Origin of the sequence: Microcoleus sp. Pol1C5, from assembly GCF_036701115.1 — a bacterium.
In the GTDB taxonomy this organism is placed as follows: domain Bacteria; phylum Cyanobacteriota; class Cyanobacteriia; order Cyanobacteriales; family Microcoleaceae; genus Microcoleus.
In genome coordinates, this window is sequence record NZ_JAUBQE010000002.1 from 97,166 (window position 1) to 115,336 (window position 18,171).

The 18,171-nt window shown below is 46.5% G+C and carries 15 protein-coding genes; 8 read left to right on the forward strand and 7 right to left on the reverse strand.

The features are described from left to right. Window positions 1–225: 225 nt before the first annotated feature. The 6 genes from deoC (at window position 226) to QUA23_RS01470 (ending at window position 6,736) form a co-directional block, all read left to right on the forward strand. A complete protein-coding gene (gene deoC / locus QUA23_RS01445; RefSeq protein WP_333076519.1) occupies window positions 226–906 on the forward strand; it encodes a deoxyribose-phosphate aldolase in 681 nt (226 codons plus the stop codon). Window positions 907–1,151: 245 nt separating this feature from the next. Further along, complete coding sequence (recO, locus tag QUA23_RS01450; protein WP_333069823.1) at window positions 1,152–2,027, forward strand: DNA repair protein RecO; 876 nt, start codon at window positions 1,152–1,154, stop codon at window positions 2,025–2,027. 231 nt (window positions 2,028–2,258) lie between these two features. Further along, complete coding sequence (locus QUA23_RS01455) at window positions 2,259–3,830, forward strand: MFS transporter (protein WP_333076520.1); 1,572 nt, start codon at window positions 2,259–2,261, stop codon at window positions 3,828–3,830. 27 nt (window positions 3,831–3,857) lie between these two features. Next, window positions 3,858–5,084, forward strand: coding sequence for a glycosyltransferase family 4 protein (locus tag QUA23_RS01460; protein ID WP_333076521.1), 1,227 nt, complete (start codon window positions 3,858–3,860; stop codon window positions 5,082–5,084). A gap of 90 nt (window positions 5,085–5,174) precedes the next feature. Further along, entirely contained in the window at window positions 5,175–5,603 is a 429-nt protein-coding gene (locus tag QUA23_RS01465) for an NUDIX hydrolase (protein ID WP_333076522.1), read from the forward strand. Between the two features lie 215 nt (window positions 5,604–5,818). After that, on the forward strand, window positions 5,819–6,736 hold the full coding sequence (locus QUA23_RS01470; RefSeq protein WP_333076523.1) for an NAD(P)H-dependent glycerol-3-phosphate dehydrogenase: 918 nt from the start codon (window positions 5,819–5,821) through the stop codon (window positions 6,734–6,736). Window positions 6,737–7,004: 268 nt separating this feature from the next. Here QUA23_RS01470 and QUA23_RS01475 read toward each other — a convergent pair whose 3' ends face one another. From QUA23_RS01475 to QUA23_RS01500, 6 genes are all read right to left on the reverse strand, one after another. Beyond that, a complete protein-coding gene (locus QUA23_RS01475; RefSeq protein ID WP_333059297.1) occupies window positions 7,005–7,235 on the reverse strand; it encodes a hypothetical protein in 231 nt (76 codons plus the stop codon). A gap of 82 nt (window positions 7,236–7,317) precedes the next feature. Then, window positions 7,318–7,623 carry a small RNA NsiR4-regulated ssr1528 family protein gene (locus QUA23_RS01480; RefSeq protein WP_006635311.1) on the reverse strand — a complete coding sequence of 102 codons (306 nt, stop codon included), beginning with the start codon at window positions 7,621–7,623 and terminating at the stop codon, window positions 7,318–7,320. A gap of 292 nt (window positions 7,624–7,915) precedes the next feature. Further along, entirely contained in the window at window positions 7,916–8,425 is a 510-nt protein-coding gene (locus tag QUA23_RS01485) for a PIN domain-containing protein (protein ID WP_333076524.1), read from the reverse strand. Further along, window positions 8,422–8,706 (reverse strand): hypothetical protein, encoded by a 285-nt coding sequence (locus QUA23_RS01490; protein ID WP_333076525.1) that lies wholly within the window; start codon window positions 8,704–8,706, stop codon window positions 8,422–8,424. Before QUA23_RS01490 ends, QUA23_RS01485 begins: the two co-directional genes overlap by 4 nt. Before the next feature lie 185 nt (window positions 8,707–8,891). Continuing rightward, window positions 8,892–9,281 carry a hypothetical protein gene (locus tag QUA23_RS01495; RefSeq protein ID WP_333076526.1) on the reverse strand — a complete coding sequence of 130 codons (390 nt, stop codon included), beginning with the start codon at window positions 9,279–9,281 and terminating at the stop codon, window positions 8,892–8,894. Between the two features lie 106 nt (window positions 9,282–9,387). Further along, the gene (locus tag QUA23_RS01500; RefSeq protein ID WP_333076527.1) at window positions 9,388–10,353 is read right to left on the reverse strand and encodes a threo-3-hydroxy-L-aspartate ammonia-lyase; all 966 of its coding nucleotides are present in this window, start codon (window positions 10,351–10,353) and stop codon (window positions 9,388–9,390) included. Between the two features lie 156 nt (window positions 10,354–10,509). Here QUA23_RS01500 and QUA23_RS01505 point away from each other — a divergent pair, with 156 nt between their 5' ends. Further along, window positions 10,510–10,863 (forward strand): IS630 transposase-related protein, encoded by a 354-nt coding sequence (locus QUA23_RS01505; RefSeq protein WP_333076528.1) that lies wholly within the window; start codon window positions 10,510–10,512, stop codon window positions 10,861–10,863. Between the two features lie 96 nt (window positions 10,864–10,959). Next, window positions 10,960–11,205, forward strand: a complete 246-nt coding sequence (locus QUA23_RS01510) for a hypothetical protein (RefSeq protein ID WP_333076529.1) — start codon at window positions 10,960–10,962, stop codon at window positions 11,203–11,205. Window positions 11,206–12,017: 812 nt separating this feature from the next. Here QUA23_RS01510 and QUA23_RS01515 read toward each other — a convergent pair. After that, on the reverse strand, window positions 12,018–16,763 hold the full coding sequence (locus QUA23_RS01515) for a cadherin-like domain-containing protein (protein WP_333110281.1): 4,746 nt from the start codon (window positions 16,761–16,763) through the stop codon (window positions 12,018–12,020). Between the last annotated feature and the right edge of the window lie 1,408 nt (window positions 16,764–18,171).

The window sequence follows — 18,171 nt, forward strand, 5'->3', positions numbered from 1 at the left end:
TTTGAGGTTAATTGGTAAACCAATTCCTACCAGAGTTGGTACCTGCACATCGAGTATTTGTACTCAGGTACTCAGTCGGGGCCGGAGTAAAGTCAATCGATTGGAGAATTGGAGAAAGCTACCTCACGGATGAATTCAGAGGGGTTGTACCCGGGCTGCTTTCGGTCGAAGATTGGTAAATTCCCTACATAATAAGGAAGTAGTTACTTCGGAGAAAAAACAGCAATGGCTGCAAACCAGGCAGACATCGATATTGCCCCCTTGATCGACTACGGCCTGATCGACCCCACCGCTACGCCAGAGCAAGTAGAATACTGTTGTCAACAAGCAGAGAGATTTGGGTTTGTCACAGTTTGCGTGTATCCCGCCTATGTCAGACAAGCCGTTGAGCTGCTGCACGGCAAACGTCCCAAAGTCTGTACAGTTATAGGTTTTCCCACCGGTGCTTCGACTTCAACGGTGAAAATTTACGAAGCTCTAGAAGCTGCAGATAATGGAGCAGTAGAGTTAGATGTCTCCGTTAACTTAGGATTGTTGAAAGCTGGAAGAATCGACGAATTCCACCGGGAATTAGCCCAAATTTGCGAAGAAACTAATCTCACCATCAAAGCAATTATCGAAAGTTCGCTCCTTTCCGATCCTGAAAAACAATTAGCGGCTGAGATTTGTATGGAAGCTGGTGTAGCTTACATCAAAACCAACACAGGCTTTTTTGGTCCGGCAAAAGTTGACGATGTGCGACTGCTAAAGGAAGTTACGAAGGGACGGATTGGGATTAAAGCGGCCGGCGGAATTCGTACTCATGAACAAGCTCTAGATTTGGTAGTAGCTGGGGCAACTCGTTTGGGGACTTCCCGCGGTCCGGAATTACTCCGCCAGCGCGATAATTTAGATAAAAGTCATTAGTCATTAGTTATTAGTTATTAGCAAGGCCTAATTGGTCATGGCTAATGGGGAATTGGTGCGCCCTTACGGGCCCTACAACTAAAAGTTCTGCCTGCTGGACTGTTTTTGCTACTGTCTAGTAACAATACTTCGGACAGTTTTTGATTGCCAACAGTAGAATGACTGTTTCAGGTCGATCGACCAACGAGGACAATGAAACTGTCCGAAGTATTGTAGTAAATCTAAAATCTCAAATCTAAAATCGAGTGACTCGAACTTACAAAGCAACTGGAATCAATCTCAAGAGTGCGCCCATCGGCGAATCCGATCGAGTGCTGACAATTTTGACGCGGGAATTCGGCTTAATTCGAGCCGTAGCACCGGGTGTTCGCAAACAACGATCGACCATTGGCGGTAGAAGCGAATTATTTGTCGTTAACGAATTGCTAATTGCCAAAGGCCGATCGCTCGACAAAATTACCCAAGCCGACACGGTACAATCCCATCCGGGTTTGAGCCGCAACCTCGGAAAACTCTCCGCCGCGCAATATCTGGCCGAATTAGCGATCGCCAGCGCCCTTTCCGACGAACCCCAAGAAGAACTTTTTTGGTTGCTGGGCGAACATTTGAGCCGTTTGGAGCGTTTGTCCGATCGCACAGAAATCGAATCCGCCGCCGTGCTTGTCGCCCACCTCAGCCACGGCATTTTTCACCTACTAGCCTTAGCCGGCCTCGCGCCCCAAGTCCAAGTTTGCTGCGCCACCAGAGGGCCACTCATCCCAAATTTCACCGATCCGAACTGGCAAACCGGGTTTAGTATACCCTCTGGGGGAACCTTCAGCTTGCCCGAGCTAGCTAACCTAGAGGCAGAACTCTCTTCAGAAATCGGTAGCTTGTACAAATCCGCCTCCCGTTCCCGGCAAACGAATGGCAGCAAGCACTTGACAAATTTTGAGATCAATGCTAAGGAATTAGCAGCGCTGCAACAGTTGGCTAGTCCAGAACTAGGAGAGGGGATTGCCGATCGAACAACGTGGGTATCAGTAGAAAATATTTTGCGACAATATGCCCAGTATCATTTAGGTTGCACGATTAGATCGGGAAGCTCGATCGACACCTACCTAGAGAGTTTTGAGTTTTAAATTTTGAGTGTTGATTTAAATAGGTGAACGGGCGATCGTACATCGCACCCCCAGCCTGCCGGATACCCGAACCAGCCGGCCATTTCAGGTAAATTCTCAAGGTTGTTGCGACATCAGATAATAGATAGAGATAAAGTTACGAGATTATTAATAAACTTAGGGGTTAACACCTCAATTTCAAATTCCCATCCCCCCAATCTCCACCATCCCAGGCCATCCACCCCAAATCCTATGATGCGACTGTCCGATTCTGATTTGAGAATATCTGTGTTAGCTGTGACCCACCACAAGATGGAAGAACGAGAAAATTTTCCAGATTTTGACTCTTATCCCGTCTCCGCCGATCGACAATGGAGCAACGTCCCAGACCCAGAAATGGATAAATACCCCACAACTCCCAAAACAGAGTCAACCAACGGCAATAGCCCACAACCCGAAGAAATCCCCCTGGTTCCCACACCAGAGCCAGCAGCAGAAGACTCGGAAGCATTAGCCGAAACTCCCGAAAAAGAAACGGGATTTCTGCCAGTGCTTAAAAACCCAAATTTTCTAGCATTGTGGAGCGGGCAAGTTTTTTCCCAACTAGCAGATAAAGTTTATCTCGTACTGACGATCGCCCTCGTAGCCAGCCGCTTTCAAGCGCCAGATCAAACCATCAGCAGGTGGGTATCGGCAATCATGATCGCCTTTACCATTCCCGCAGTGCTGTTCGGGGCTGCAGCAGGCGTGTATGTCGATCGGTGGTCGAAAAAAGCAGTGCTCGTAGCCACAAACCTCCTGCGGGGAGGCTTTGTTTTAACATTGCCCGTGCTGCTGTGGCTCTCTGACGGGTGGGAACTCGGTCAACTGCCGCTCGGATTCTGCTTGCTGCTGCTAGTGACATTCCTAGTATCGACTCTAACTCAATTTTTTGCCCCAGCAGAACAGTCAGTGATTCCCCTAATTGTGGAACGCCGCCACCTGCTATCGGCAAACTCGCTCTACACCACAACCATGATGGGTTCGGTGATTATTGGCTTTGCAGTCGGAGAACCCTTACTAGCTTTAGCCGACACCCTATTTTCCAACATCGGCGGCGGACTCGGCATCGGCAAAGAATTAGTAGTAGGGGGAAGTTACGCCTTCGCCGGAGTGCTGTTGCTGTCGATGAAAACAGGCGAAAAAAACGAAGTCGAACACGAACCGCCGCACCCCTTAGCAGATTTGCAAGACGGCCTGCGTTACATCAACGATCAACCGAAAGTCCGCAATGCTTTAATTCAACTAATTATTCTATTTTCCATTTTTGCAGCCTTGGCAGTTCTAGCAGTTCGGCTGGCAGAAATCCTCCCCGGTATGAAAGCATCACAATTTGGCTTTTTGCTGGCGGCGGTGGGCGTCGGAATGGCGGGTGGGGCGACGACAGTCGGCTATCTCGGCCATAAATTTTCTCACTCCCAACTGAGTTTAATCGGATCGATCGGCATGGCACTTGCTTTGATGGGCCTTTCTGCATTTACACACCATTTGTGGCTCTCGGTGCTGTTCATTACTCTGTTGGGTTTATTTGCTTCTTTGGTGGGAGTGCCGATGCAGACTACTATTCAAGCAGAAACCCCAGAAGAAATGCGGGGAAAAGTCTTCGGGCTCCAAAACAATGCCACTAATATCGCTTTGAGTTTACCGTTGGCTTTGGCCGGGGTAGCGGAAACATTTCTGGGTTTGCCGACAGTATTTTTGGGTTTAGCAGGATTAGCGATGGCTGGGGGTGTCTTAACCTGGTATATTTTCCGTAGCAGTAATAGCAAAGTCGATCGAATCTAAATAAATAACAAACTCTGATTTACTGGAATGCACATCGCTTGGCTAGGAAAAAAATCACCTTTTTGCGGTAACGTCACTTACTCCAGGGAAGTCACAAACGCACTATTAGACCGGGGATACCAGGTCAGTTTCCTGCACTTTGCCCAAGAAGCGGGCCCACTAGACAGGAACAATACGGGGTGGAACATGGCAAATGGTTCATGGGGCAAGGGAATTGCTCAAACCTCATATACCAATTCGCTATCGCCCGCTAGTTGCAACGAAGTTTCTTTACCCTGTCACTACAAGTCGCAAATTTATACGATTCCCACTCTCAAGTCCCGCACAGTGCTGATGAAATCTCTGCGGCGGCTCAAACCCGATGTGGTTCACGCTTCCCTGACGCTTTCGCCTCTAGACTTTCTGCTGCCGGAAATTTGTCAAGAATTGAATTTGCCTCTGGTGGCGACTTTTCACCCGCCGTTCGATCGCAAATTGCGGAATTTGACATCGGGAACCCAACACCTGATGTATCAACTTTACGCTCCGTTTTTGGCGAACTACGACTCGACGATCGTTTTTTCTCAGATTCAGCGAGATATATTGGTGAAGTTGGGAGTGCCACAGGAACGGGTGGCTGTGATTCCCAACGGCGTGGATGCTGTTAAATATTCTCCAGGCCCTTCGGGGTTGAAGTCGGAATTAAAGGCCAATCGAATTTTTGTTTACCAAGGCCGCATTGCCCAGGAGAAAAATGTCGAGGCTTTGCTCAAGGCATGGAAACAGTGCAATTTTGGCCCTGGGAACGTATTGGCGATCGTAGGCGACGGGCCCCTAGCCGCCTCGCTGCAACTGTTTTACGGCGAAGATGATGGCATTGTGTGGCTCGGATTTGTCGCCGAGGAGGAACGCCGGATCGAAATTCTGCGGGGTGCAGACGTATTTATTTTGCCTTCTTTGGTGGAGGGACTGTCGCTGTCGCTGCTGGAAGCGATGGCCTGCGGTTTAGCTTGTTTGGCAACCGATGCCGGTGCTGACGGCGAGGCCTTGGAGGAAGGTGCGGGGATAGTTTTGAATACTCAGCGGGTACGGAGTCAGTTGCAAACCTTGCTGCCGCTGTTTTGCGATCATCCTGAGTTGGGAATGCTGCTTGGTCAAAAAGCACGCCAACGGGCGATGGAGCGATACACTCTCAGTCAGAATATTACTGAGTTGGAAAAGCTGTACTCTGAGGTTTTGCAAAAGCAGCGCGTACTAATTCGCGGTTTAGCATGATTCAGCAGGAAGAAGGAACTCCGAACCAGTTGAAATTAAGCCGTTTATCCGTGTCAAAATTCTTGTCGTGCCTTCCTTCTTCCTTTGCAAATGACATACAAAAATCCCGCTCCTACAGTTGATATTATCATCGAATTAGCCGATCGCCCCCATCGGCCGATCATACTCATCGAACGTCGCAATATTCCCTACGGCTGGGCAATTCCCGGCGGTTTTGTCGATTACGGGGAAGCGGTAGAAACGGCCGCTAAACGCGAAGCTTTAGAAGAAACAAGCTTGAATGTAGAATTAATTGAGCAATTTTACGTTTATTCTGACCCAAATCGCGACGCCCGCGAACACACTATCAGTATTGTATTTTTGGCTTCTGCAACGGGCGAACCTCAAGCCGCCGACGATGCTAAAAATTTACAGATTTTTGAATCTTGGCAGATTCCCCATCAATTATGTTTCGATCACGATCGCATTTTGCGTGATTATTGGCGTTACCGTCATTATGGATTGCGGCCGCGTTTGTAGGAGGGGAGTTTTTGTTTCTTTGTTGATTTCACATCTTGCACTAATGTCAGGAACAGGCAAGATGCCTGTTCCACAAAAAAATTCAATCTTCTTGCACTAATGTCAGGAACAGGCAAGATGCCTGTTCCACAAAAAAAATTCAATCTTCTTGTGGAACGGGCTAGAAGCCCGTTCTTGAGAATGGTGTAACATCTAAATTCATTAAACTAAATTCTATGCCAATCTTGACAATATTAGGCGGAGGTGCTTGGGGTTCGGCACTGGCAAATCTGGGAGGCAAAAAAGGCGCTCAAGTTAATTTGTGGTCGCGCAGCAGTTGTTTTAATCTAGAATCAGTTATAACAGGTGCGGATGTTGTTGTTTCGGCAGTTTCGATGAAAGGAGTTGGAGCAACAGTCGATCGACTTTTGGCTTTAGAGTTAAGTCCCAGTACAATTATAGTTACTGTCACCAAAGGTTTAGACCCCGCGAGTACGCGCACTCCGTCTCAAATTTGGCAAAATGCCTTTCCTAACAATTCAATAGTGGTACTTTCGGGCCCCAATCTTTCCGAGGAAATTCAGCAGGGGTTGCCGGCTGCAACGGTAGCGGCGAGTTCGGATTTAGCTGCGGCCAAGCAAGTGCAAAATATTTACAGTTCTGATATTTTTCGGGTTTATGTGAATGAAGACCCGCTGGGGACTGAGTTAGGTGGAACTTTGAAAAATGTATTTGCGATCGCCGCTGGTGTTTGCGACGGTTTACAATTAGGAACTAATGCTAAATCTGCTTTGCTGACTCGCGCTTTGCCGGAAATGATTCGGGTGGGAGTTCGTTTGGGAGCTCGCGCAGAAACTTTTTACGGTTTGTCTGGTTTAGGAGATTTGCTCGCTACTTGCAACAGTCCTTTATCGCGTAATTATCGGGTTGGTTTCGGATTAGCTGAAGGCAAATCTTTAGAGCAAATTTTGCAGGAATTACAGAGCACTGCTGAGGGAGTCAATACTACTAATGTGTTGATTGATTTAGCTAATCAACGCGGCATTGAAGTGCCTGTTTCTCGTCAAGTTTATCGCTTATTAAATGGTGAAATTACTGCCGAACAAGCCGTTTTATCGCTGATGGAACGAGCTTTGAAACCGGAGATTTTATAACCTATACCACTAAATAGGTAAGGACTTAAGCAAAGCCTAAGTCCCTACCCGTAGCTGAAGTTTCAAGAAGTGGTGTCACCAGTTGCTAGTTATGAATTAAGAGTTGTAAGCGACATTGGTTGAGCGGTCAGATTGATGTTTTGCTCGCTCGGTAGAGAAAGAGTTTAAGGAATTGAAGATGAGTTGTGAATCCCAAACTCTTTAACTCATAGCTGTTACTTAACTCATAACTCCTAACTCATAACTTGCAGAGCGAGTTGCACCAGCTTTACATCTTGCCGTGCTGCATTACCTGTTGAAGGTGCTGCCGAATTTCCTGCGCGTGCTCCATGTCAGCTTGCTGCAATTTTTGAAACAGCTCAGCACAAGGCTGAGAACCCATTTCTTGAGCATCTTTCATGTAAGCGTCGTAGGCTTTCAAAGCTTCAGACTTGTTTTGCAAAACTGTTAACAAATCGTACTCGAGGTTGCTGATGACTGTACTACCGTTAGTGCTCATAAACTTACCCTCTGCTAGGATTTGTGCCAATTTTGACCGATCCAGAGATGACTGTTCATCTATCTAGAAGGGTAGATAATTTTTACTTTCCGCCGTAATAAAACGCAACTTCTTTATCTTTCAGTGGTGCGAAGTCAGCAGCAACGAGCATTTTATCGAGCTCGTTTTGAGGCAGATGTTTGACACCGATTCGGACAATGCGCGATCGCATTGTATTTGACACGCCACTGCGCTGTCTGCCGGCTTCTAATCCCATCACTTGCTTGTAGAGGTCTAATTTTGCTTGCGGAATCGGAGTACCGTCAAAATCGATTCCAGAGGCGATCGCAACATCGATCGCATCTGCACCAGTTGTAGATTGAGCCGCTGAGTTTGTTTCTGAAGACATTGTGCAAATTAAATAAAAAGGACGATCGTCATAAAAAGTAGTTTAGTCCTAAAAGTGCCACAGTTGAGCAGCAAACTCTAGCACAGCTCAAAATAACGTAAACTCGTGAAACAAGCTAAACAGTCCGCCCCACAGTGTTCGATTAAGGACAGTTTGGCACCAGAGCGATGCCTTGAGCATTTCTTCAAACAACGGATTCCCAAAACTCATCAATTACACTGAAGCATTTTCGTTTAGCAGATTTACGGGCATGATTTTCTCGATGAATAGTTTGGGGCGTTTTTTGATACAGTCACTTTTTTAACTTCCATCCATAGGGCCGAATATGATTGAAATTAATCGTATCAATTCCAATGTTTTCAAGGTAATTAGTTAATTTGAAGTCATCAGTCAGTACGAGATACTTATTTTTTGCAAGAGTGGCTATTCCACAATCCGTTAAGCCAAATTTAGTAAAATTGTCTGTCCTAACAACCTCCGTACTTTCCAGATAGGATTCATTTAATCGGGCCACTCCTTCAGCAAATACAGACAAACATTGAGAACGTTCGGGTTCCCCAAGCTGATTCGCTAAACTGTTAACTTCTGTCAGGATGTTGGGAGTTGTAACTATTTTGTTAAAATCAGACAAAATTTGCAGCAAAGTATCGTAATCTTCTGGCACAAATTTTTCGGTACGATTAAATTTTGAAATTCGCTCCCGGTTAACCGTACCAACAAACCATAGCAAAAGGATATTTGTATCAATTAAAATTCCTTTTTGTTTGTATTTCTGAAATAAAGACCGAACAAAATCTTTCATACTTCGCGAATTTTCATAGACTGCACTTCCCCTGTTGTGGCATCTATTTTAAATACTTTATACTCTCGTTCATAATTGGGAGTTGCCATTAAATTAGCAAGGGGATTGCTTGTTTTATCCACGGGTCGGATAAACCCCAATGTAATAAACCAGTGTTTTTTATCCTCTGAGAGTTCTGCTTCTTCCAGCCTCCAATCTTCGGTAGGATAACCTATCACATCTTGCAGAGAACCAAAATATCGTTGAGCAGCACCTACTGCATTTCGCACATCAATAGTCATAATAAATTCACCTCTTCAATAATTTACTTGTTACCAGACTCTGCCTGATAAAGCCGCTCCCGAAGCAGAGCCTCTAGACATCGGTTCCCAGGCAGAGCCTTGGAACCAGTTAAATCTGCATTGGTATTATCCCAAAAATTTATAGATTAATATTCAAATACCTCTGCTTTTTCAATGATAAACCATTAGTGGTACAATACTGCTAAGAAAAACTCTTCTCCTTTTGGGCGATCGCACACAGCCATATATCCCGATACGAACATATCATCGTCAAAAGTTGTATCCTTAAAAAACAGAGTCAGCGAGTTGCCATCCGCGCTCCAAATTGTCCGCAAAATCGTGATATTTTGGTGACGAGATGTTTCAACAGACAATAACACCCACCGCCCCTCAATCTCGATAAATTCTGGTTCGCCGTATCTCAAAATCGAGCGGCTGAAAACTTCCCGGATTAGGGTTTTAATGCCATCAGTTGCGAAAGTATTGGCAAATAATTTATTGGCATCTCGCTCAACTTGAGGTGCAGTTCCTTCGACTACCAGCCGCAATTTTGCTGCAAATAAATCTAGAGACAAGCCTCCCGATAAAATCTCATCTCTTCATAGGAATTATTCAACTCTCTCTTGTCTCCCTCCGTGTTCTCTGCGTTATCTGCGGTTAAATCATTCCGATATCCAATAACTAATGACTAAAATCGACATTTCCCCCACTGACAATTACCCCAACTCTCGCATTTTCAGCTTTCACAACACCTGAAAGCAAAGCTGCTGCCCCCAACACTCCTGTCGGTTCAACAACAATCTTCATGCGTTCCCACATAAAAAACATTGTGCTGCGAATAGCCTCTTCTGAAACTGTTGCCATATCATCAACATAATGCAGCACCAAAGGAAAAGTTAATTTCCCCAAAGATGGCGTGCGCGCACCGTCAGCAATCGTATCGGGGTTAGTAACAGTTTGTAGCGTTTTCGTGCGGAACGATCGCGCCGCATCGTCTGCTTGCTCCGGTTCTACTCCTATTACCTTACACTGCGGAGACAAAGTTTTTGCGGCGAGCGCGCATCCCGACAGCAAACCGCCGCCACCGCAACAAACTAACAGCAAATCCAACTCCCCAACTTCTGCGATTAATTCCAGCGCCGCCGTACCTTGTCCCGCAATCACCCACGCATGATCGTAAGGAGGAATGATTGTCAAGTGCCGTTCGGCGCCAATTTTAGCGGTTAACTCTTCGCGGGAAACTTGAGTGCGATCGTACAAAATAATCTCTGCGCCGTAGCCGCGAGTCGCTTCTTGCTTGACTTTGGGCGCATCAGCCGGCATGACAACAGTAGCAGGAATTCCTAGCAACCGTGCCGCAAGGGCGATCGCCTGCGCGTGATTTCCCGAAGAAAAAGTCAACACTCCGCGCTGTTTTTCGGCTTCAGATAGCTGCATCAAAGCATTGCAAGCACCCCGAAATTTAAACGAACCCGTGCGCTGAAAGTTCTCGCACTTGAAAAATACCTGAGAATTTGTGCGTTTGTTGAAAGTTTCCGAAGTCAGTATCGGTGTCTTAAAAGCTTTGCCCTGCAAGCGATTTGCCGCCGCCTCCACATCAGCGAAACTGACTGACAAGGGATTTTGGGCACAGAAGTCGGCACTCATAGATTTTATATTGGGGCGATCGAGAACTTTATTTGTAGGATGGGCATAGCCCGCTTCACTCCTACCATTAAATTATAAATTTTTATCATAAGCTTATTAATACAGCACTTCCGGGTGTTATGAGGTACAATAAGAATAGATAAAAAAAATACACCAATGAAAGCATATTCAGTAGATTTGCGGACAAAAATAGTAGCAGCCCATCAAGATCAGAAGCTGTCGATCAGAAAAACAGCAGCGATATTTTCCGTCAGTAAAAGCTTAGTTCAGAAACTGGTCAAGCAACAAAAAATAGAGGGAAATTTACAGCCGAAACCCAGGGGGAAACCGAGATACAGTCATTTGAATAATTCCACAGCTTCTTTGAGAGGAATAGTGGCAGCACATCCCGATGCAACCTTACTAGAATTGTGTGAGTTATTTGCCCAGAAGACGGGAAATTGGGTGGGTAGAACAGCTATGTGTAACGCCTTACAAAAGTTGGGATTAAATCGTAAAAAAGAACAGTGAGAAGTAGCCAAGCCGGCACTGAAAGAGTCATGAAATTAAGGTTAGAGTATTGGGAAAAAGTCAAGCATATCGACCCCAAAAATCTAGTATTTTTAGATGAGACTGGAGTATTACGCTTGTTTAACTAGAACTCATGCACGTTCCCAACGAGGAACGAGAGCCTATGCAGTCAAACCTTTTTATCGAGGCAAGAAAGTCACAGTAATTGGTGCAATTAGTTTCCAGCGAGTAGTGGCATTAATGACCATAGACAACTCGATGGATAGCCAAGCATTTGAGGTGTTTACCCTTGAAATGTTTAGTGCCACAATTGTGGTCGGGAGCAGTAGTAGTGATGGATAACTTACCAGCGCATAAAGTAGATTCAATTAAGCCCGTAGATTGAAGCGGTGGGTGCTTCTATCTTGTGTTTGTCTCCATACTCACGCCTATTTTAATCCAATTGAATTATGGTGGTCGCCACTCAAATCTTTATTGATCCAGTTTTCACCAACCACCACTAAAAAGGTTGACACCATAATTGCTGTGGCTCTTGACTTAATTAATCCGAAACATCTTAAAAACTGGTTTACTAATTGCTGCTACTGTACCTCATAACATCCGGAAGTGCTGTAATTATCATTAGCGGTTGCGCTTAATTGTTAAAAAAGCTGTTGACTAAAATCAAAGTTATGACAATTTACTATTAAAAAGTAAACGGAGGTTTGTACTTGCACAGGAGAGGGATTAATGAATACAAATTTAACCACCGCCTGATTAATTCTTGGGAAACAGCACGGCGCAGTGTCCTGATTTTGGGTAATATCCAATCCGTTGGCATCGGAATTATTCATCTGTCTCTTCCCTGTCTCTGTATCCTCTGTGTCCTCTGCGGTTATATCGATTCCGATACAACCGGAATCGATATAACGGGTAAAATAAACCGGATTGGATCGTGAAATTGCTCTCGCGAGCGCGATCGACTCTAACCCGGGACAACAACGTAAAGGAGGACTTGGCTATGCCATTTCCCTACGCAAAAAAGAGCGACTAAATTGTTTAACAATTACCAAAAAAGGACACAGTATTACTGTGTCCTTACCTGTTTATTGTAGGAACACGGCTTGCCGTGTCCCTAACCGTACCGCCGATATCCCGATTAGGATTCTTGCCCTTTAGAACAAGAACAATTCAGAATTACCAGTCGGTCCCAAATTGACATCGACAGTAGCAAACAAACTGTTGCCACCAACCGTAGAACCGTTGCTATCGTAATACAGCTTAGTAGACAAACCGTCGTAGATAGCCATGATGGACGGCCCGGTTAAAGTTCCTTCAAACACAGTTACATCAGAAACTGTGCTGCTGTAAGCGTAGAAACTCGAACCCAAAGGCCCAGATCCGGTGGTAAATGCGGCAAAACCAGTGGTGTCGAGGTTAATTACATCATCAGCAATGCTGTAATTGGTAATTAAATCCCCGCCGTCAGCAGTAGTTCCGGTGAACACAAACACATCCAAACCAGCACCGCCGTTGAGAACATTGGTTCCCACACCACCGATTAAAGTGTCATTCCCGATACCGCCGTTGAGAGTATCGCTACCGCCACCGCCGAAGAGGCTGTCATTGCCATCGTCGCCGGAAATGCTGTCGTTACCCAAACCGCCGTCGAAAATGTCGGCACCGCTGCCACCGCTGAAGATGTCAGCAAATTCAGTACCAGTGACGCTGTTATCACCCGCATCTCCTGTAAACAAGACAGGAGTGGTGAAGTTGTAACCGCCAGCACCAGAACCGAAATTGTTAAAGGCGATGGGGAAAGTGTTCCCAGCAGCAGTTAAATCGGCAACGCTACCTGAGTTGGTAGTAGTCGCATTATCAGAGGCGATGGTACCTGTAAATACAAAGTCCGCCGTTCCCAGATTGCTAGCAGCAGTACCCAGATTCGCAATCAAGGTAGAACCACCGGCTGCGGTACCGTTCGAGTCAAAATACAACACAGTCTCGTTCGACGCATTCGTAAAAGCGAAGAAACCAGCAGTTGTAGAATTGCCCACGGCCTTAGCTTGTGCAGCTTCCAAAGAGGCATAACTGCCGCCTGTGAAAATCACTAACTCTTTGCCAGTAATGTCAGGATTTGAACCACTTACAGCGTCAAAGTTAGTCGTAGTCAAATTACCGAAAGCGCTCGCGCTAAACTCGAATTTGTCAGTTCCAGAGGTAAAGTCAGTAATCGTATCACCGCCTTCGCCTGCTGCTTTGTAAACAAACAGATCCGCACCAGCACCGCCAGTCAGAATATCTGCACCGCTGCCACCGCTAAAGATGTCAGCAAATTCAGTACCCGTGACGCTGTTAGCCTCAGCATTTCCGGTAAACAAGACAGGAGTGGTGAAGTTGTAACCGCCAGCACCAGAACCGAAATTGTTAAAGTCACTTGGGTAAGTGTTCCCAGCAGCAGTTAAATCAACAATGCTGCCTGAGTTGGTAGTAGTCGCATTATCAGAGGCGATGGTACCTGTAAATACAAAGTCCGCCGTTCCCAGAGTGCTAGCAGCAGTACCCAGATTCGCAATCAAGGTAGAACCACCGGCTACGGTACCGTTCGAGTCAAAATACAACACTGTTTCGTTCGACGCATTGGTAAAGGCGAAGAAACCAGCAGTTGTAGAATTGCCTACAGCTTTAGCTTGTGCAGCTTCCAAAGAGGCATAACTGCCGCCTGTAAAAATCACTAACTCTTTGCCAGTAATATCAGGAGAAACCCCGCTAACGCCGTCAAAGTTAGTCGTAGTCAAGTTACCGAAAGCGCTCGCGCTAAACTCGAATTTGTCTACCCCAACAGTAAAGTCGGAAATTTTATCGCCGCCTTCTTTAGTTGTCCTGTAAACAAACAGATCCGCACCACTGCCACCGCTTATGACATCCAAACCAAGGCCGCCGGTGATGGTATCGTTGCCGTCGCCGCCGAGGATGGTATCGTTAAAATTGCTGCCGACAATCTTGTCATCGCCTGCTAAACCATCGAACTTAACAGCAGCCGGATAAGTGCCGAAATCGAAATTGTCAGGGCCGGCAGTACCTACAGGAACATTTAGTGGCTCGCCGATGAAGACAAAGTTACTGATTTGCAGGCGAATGTTGACTGAGAAACTGGTCACAATTTCAAAGCGCCCCCCAACAGCAAATACCAGTACAGCACGGCCAGTCTCGGCATCTATAAACTGACAGAAAGTAGGCACGTCTAGGTTGCCACCCAAAGCTACAAACCGCGCTTGCAAAGACGCGATGCTGTTAACATTGATATCCAGGGTGAAGTCGAGCAAATTAGCGCTGCCGATCGACCCAACAGCAGTAGTAGCAGTAATATCCAGTCGGGTCAAGCTAGAAACGCTGAGATTACCAAAAGCTGCCGTAGAAAGCTGTAAAACATCGTCATCGACATTAAAGTCAGTAATAAAGTCAGCTTCTACAACTGTTTGAATCTCTTGGCGGGAAGTGAGGTAAATAAAGGTATCTTTCCCATTACCCCCACTCAGATTATTGGTTCCTAGACCGCCTTCGATCGAGTCATCGCCATCATTTCCGGTTAATGTGTCATTGCCACTACCGCCGATGATTTTGTCTATGCCGAGGCCACCGTCGATCGAGTCATCGTCATCGCCGCCGTCGATATCGTCATCATCATCGCCGCCTTTAACTTTGTCCTTGCCCAAGCCTCCTTTTAGTGTGTTTTTGCCTTTACCACCGTCGATATCGTCATCGTCATCGCCGCCGTCGATATCGTCATCATCATCGCCGGCTTTAACTTTGTCCTTGCCTTTGCCTGCTTTGATTTTGTTTTTGCCTTTACCGACTTCGATATCGTCATCGTCATCGCCGCTGTCGATATCGTTATCGCCATCGCCTGCTTTAATTTTGTCCTTGCCTTTGCCACCGATGATTTTGTCTTTGCCTTTGCCGGCTGTAATGTCATCGTCACCCTCGCTGCCTTCGATGTCGTTATCGAGCGTCCCAGAACCGACAATAACTTGACCTTCTGTAGTGCCAGCAAACTTAAAGACATTTCGCTCGACGTTCAAGCTAAAACGCTGGCCGGTGAGAGATCTTTTGCCGTTGCTAACTTCAAAACCAAAACTAAGCGCACCGATAAAACCTACTGCGGCTTTGAAACTTAACGAGCCTGCGTTAATGTCTGCTTGAGTGAAGGTAAAACCGACTTGTGTTACGGCGACTCCCTTAAAGAATAGTTGGCCGGTTGTAGCATCGGGCAGCTCGGTTAGCTTGAAGACTGTGTTGCTAGGACCTTGCTCGTCATCGACAAACCGCAACAACTCAGAAGTAATAGTTCGCTCGCCACCGCTGGAACCAGCAGTCAAGGGCTGATTAGCTTCCACTCGCGGAGGGTTAAAAATCGGGTTCGCAGTTGGAGTTGGAGTTTGAGTTGGAGTTGGAGTTTGAGGATTAACTCCCAAAAAGTCGCCAGCAGTGATGAGCGTTGCGTTGACATTCAACAATAGCGCCAGCGCGAAGTTATTGACCCGAATTTCGGTATTGCCACCGACTTGTATAAAGGTCAAGCTGCTAAAGTTCAAGTCGCCAAACAGCAGAAACTTGTCTATGCCATCTTCGTAGTCAGTGATGACTGCACTTGCCCCAGAGGTACTGTTACTCACGACATAAACGTCATTTCCAGCACCGCCGACACAGGTATGGTTGCCACTACCCCCCATCAGCGTATCGTTGCCGTTGCCGCCCATCAGCGTATCGTCGCCGTTGCCGCCGCCGCTAACGCTGTCGTCGCCGTCGCCGCCGTCTCCTATGTCATTGCCGTCGCCAGTCACGAGGGTATCGTCGCCGGCACCGCCCATAACGCTGTCGTCGCCAGCACCACCGCTAACGCTGTCGTCGCCGTCATCGCCTGCACAGTTGTCGCTACCGTCGCCGCCGAGTACGGTATCGTCGCCGATGCCGCCGCTAACGCTGTCGTCGCCGTCGTCGCCTGCACAGTTGTCGCTGCCGGCACCGCCGAGCACGGTATCGTCGCCTGTGCCGCCGCTAACGCTGTCGTCGCCGTCGTCGCCTGCACAGTTGTCGCTGTCGGCACCGCCGCTCACAGTATCGTTATCTTTGCCACCATTAACGGTATCGTTGCCAGCGCCGCCCTCACAATCGTCGTTGCCTGTGTCGCCCCTGACGGCATCGTTGCCTTCGTCGCCCTCACAATCGTCGTTGCCTTTGCCGCCATAGACGGTATCGTTGCCGGCCCCGCCGCCAACGTCATCATCTCCTTCGTTGCCGTGGGCCCAGTCATCGCCGTCATCGCCTTCGCAGGTGTCATTGCCGGTACCGCCAAAAAGGCTGTCGTTATCTTTACCGCCATTAACCTTGTCGTTGCCATTGCCGCCCTTAACGGTGTCGTTGCCACGATCGCCTCTTATTTCATCGTCGTCATCGCCACCTTCGCAATCGTCGTCACCTTTACCACTGTAGATTTTATTTTTTTTGCCATTGTTTCCTTTGATTTTGTCCTTGCCTTTTTTGCCGTATATCTCCTCGTTAGCGCCCGTGGCGACAATTAGGTCATCGTCATCGGTACCGATGACGGTTCGGCGGCGATCGATGCCGCTGCCATCGTCTAAGTCATCTATGTCGCCCATACCTTCTTCTAGTACGCCGGTAGATTCCGCCATTTGGCTGTCATCAGTAGCACCTTCTTCCTGTACGCCGTTAGACCGATCTGGAAATTTGTCCTTAAGGCCGTCGGTGTCTTCGGTTATCGCTATCTGAATTAACTCGGCTAAATCCCGATCGGAAATTGTAGAGCTATCGTCGCCTAAATCCCCGACAGGATTTTGTGTTTCATTTTGAGCTGGAGAAAGTTTTTCCGGTGTTTCTTCTAACAATTGTTCGTCTGCCATCGTTGATATTTCCCAAAAAATGATAAGCTTCTTAGAATCAATTTATCACGAAACAGGAGGCAGCAGAAGATTTTTTTAAACTTCATGCTTTCGCCTGCTAGAGGAGCTGGTTTCCTCATCTTTACTATTATAGATGCCACTTAAACCGCAAGATTTTTTTCGCTCTATTGCGAGTTTTATATTCTGCAATTGCCTACCAAAATTAATTGATCCGCAACCTACACTGTAATTACTGCGCCGAAGCGCCGAGCATTTGAGATGTTCTCGGTAATTTCTACAGTAAGCTGCGCCGAAGGCACCCTTCTTGTAGATTCTCTACGTAATTTCTACAGTGAATTAGCTGAATTTAAACTCGCAACTGACAACTCCTAAATAGCTACCCAAAACCTGTATCCCCCAAATTTTTCCCTTGCATTTTTTCCGAGCTTGGCTGGGTGTATTGAAGTTTTGTAACACTCCCAGCTTTGACAAATCCTTCCCTGACTTAGGATTTGAATCTCTTGACTAAACGACTGCACGCTTCTAATTTTAGTTCCCGATGATTAATTAGAAATTTAGATAATTCGCCCGGGCAAATATTTGTTCTAATTTTTAGTTGCACAATTTTCTCTCGATTCTAGGAAACCTCGCGAACTGAGAAAAACTTTTTTTTCGGCTCACTACTAAGAGTTCTGCTAAAACATATCTATCTCAAGACATATTGCAAAATTAATTAAAGAGTAGTATATGCGAAGAATTATTTTTTGGTGATAGTTGCAAGCTCGATCGGCATTTTGAGGGGGCACGACCCACGGCGAGGCTGCGAAACCCATTTGTTTTGTAGAGGCTTCGCTACCAAATCCAATAATTCTCCGAGGAACCGGCCTGATGAGGCGTAATCCTCTAGATGCCAAAAATGAGGTTGCTTGAGAGTACCGGAATAATTTTATTGCCGTTGTATTGTTGAGAGTTATTGGCGGGTTAAGTTTATTTTTGCTGCTTAACTTTAACTAGATTAAGAGAGTTAAATTAAAAGTTTTCTATATCATAAAAGCGGCAAATTAGCAATAAGTTATTAGCAATTATCGATGGTCCACAATCGATTACCGATCGCCACTGAGGTCTTAAGGATGAGGGCGGAGGGCTTACGGATGAGAATCCAGGGCTGACCAATTAATTAATTGACACAAAATCAAGATTACACCTGGGGGGCTGGTGGTAGAGGATAAGCGGTAAAGACAGATCGACCGATCGCAAAAAAAAATAAAATACTCAACTTTCCCTGCGATATTGCCCTGAAACCGGTTGGCGAGACCCGAAGTAATTTTAATAAGAACTAGAGATCCGCCTGGTAAAGTGCCTCCAATTTTACTTTACTCAGCAATGAGAAACTCAAGTTCACGACGAATCTAAAGGGGTCTGCGGTAGA

What these genes read in the sequence shown, in the direction of transcription:
- QUA23_RS01465 (WP_333076522.1), top strand. Translation starts at nt 5,175, where the DNA reads ATGACATACAAAAATCCCGCTCCTACAGTTGATATTATCATCGAATTA.
- QUA23_RS01500 (WP_333076527.1), bottom strand. Translation starts at nt 10,353, where the DNA reads ATGAGTGCCGACTTCTGTGCCCAAAATCCCTTGTCAGTCAGTTTCGCT.
- QUA23_RS01490 (WP_333076525.1), bottom strand. Translation starts at nt 8,706, where the DNA reads ATGACTATTGATGTGCGAAATGCAGTAGGTGCTGCTCAACGATATTTT.
- QUA23_RS01515 (WP_333110281.1), bottom strand. Translation starts at nt 16,763, where the DNA reads ATGGCAGACGAACAATTGTTAGAAGAAACACCGGAAAAACTTTCTCCA.
- QUA23_RS01470 (WP_333076523.1), top strand. Translation starts at nt 5,819, where the DNA reads ATGCCAATCTTGACAATATTAGGCGGAGGTGCTTGGGGTTCGGCACTG.
- QUA23_RS01510 (WP_333076529.1), top strand. Translation starts at nt 10,960, where the DNA reads ATGAGACTGGAGTATTACGCTTGTTTAACTAGAACTCATGCACGTTCC.
- deoC (WP_333076519.1), top strand. Translation starts at nt 226, where the DNA reads ATGGCTGCAAACCAGGCAGACATCGATATTGCCCCCTTGATCGACTAC.
- QUA23_RS01485 (WP_333076524.1), bottom strand. Translation starts at nt 8,425, where the DNA reads ATGAAAGATTTTGTTCGGTCTTTATTTCAGAAATACAAACAAAAAGGA.
- QUA23_RS01505 (WP_333076528.1), top strand. Translation starts at nt 10,510, where the DNA reads ATGAAAGCATATTCAGTAGATTTGCGGACAAAAATAGTAGCAGCCCAT.
- QUA23_RS01475 (WP_333059297.1), bottom strand. Translation starts at nt 7,235, where the DNA reads ATGAGCACTAACGGTAGTACAGTCATCAGCAACCTCGAGTACGATTTG.
- QUA23_RS01460 (WP_333076521.1), top strand. Translation starts at nt 3,858, where the DNA reads ATGCACATCGCTTGGCTAGGAAAAAAATCACCTTTTTGCGGTAACGTC.
- QUA23_RS01480 (WP_006635311.1), bottom strand. Translation starts at nt 7,623, where the DNA reads ATGTCTTCAGAAACAAACTCAGCGGCTCAATCTACAACTGGTGCAGAT.
- QUA23_RS01455 (WP_333076520.1), top strand. Translation starts at nt 2,259, where the DNA reads ATGATGCGACTGTCCGATTCTGATTTGAGAATATCTGTGTTAGCTGTG.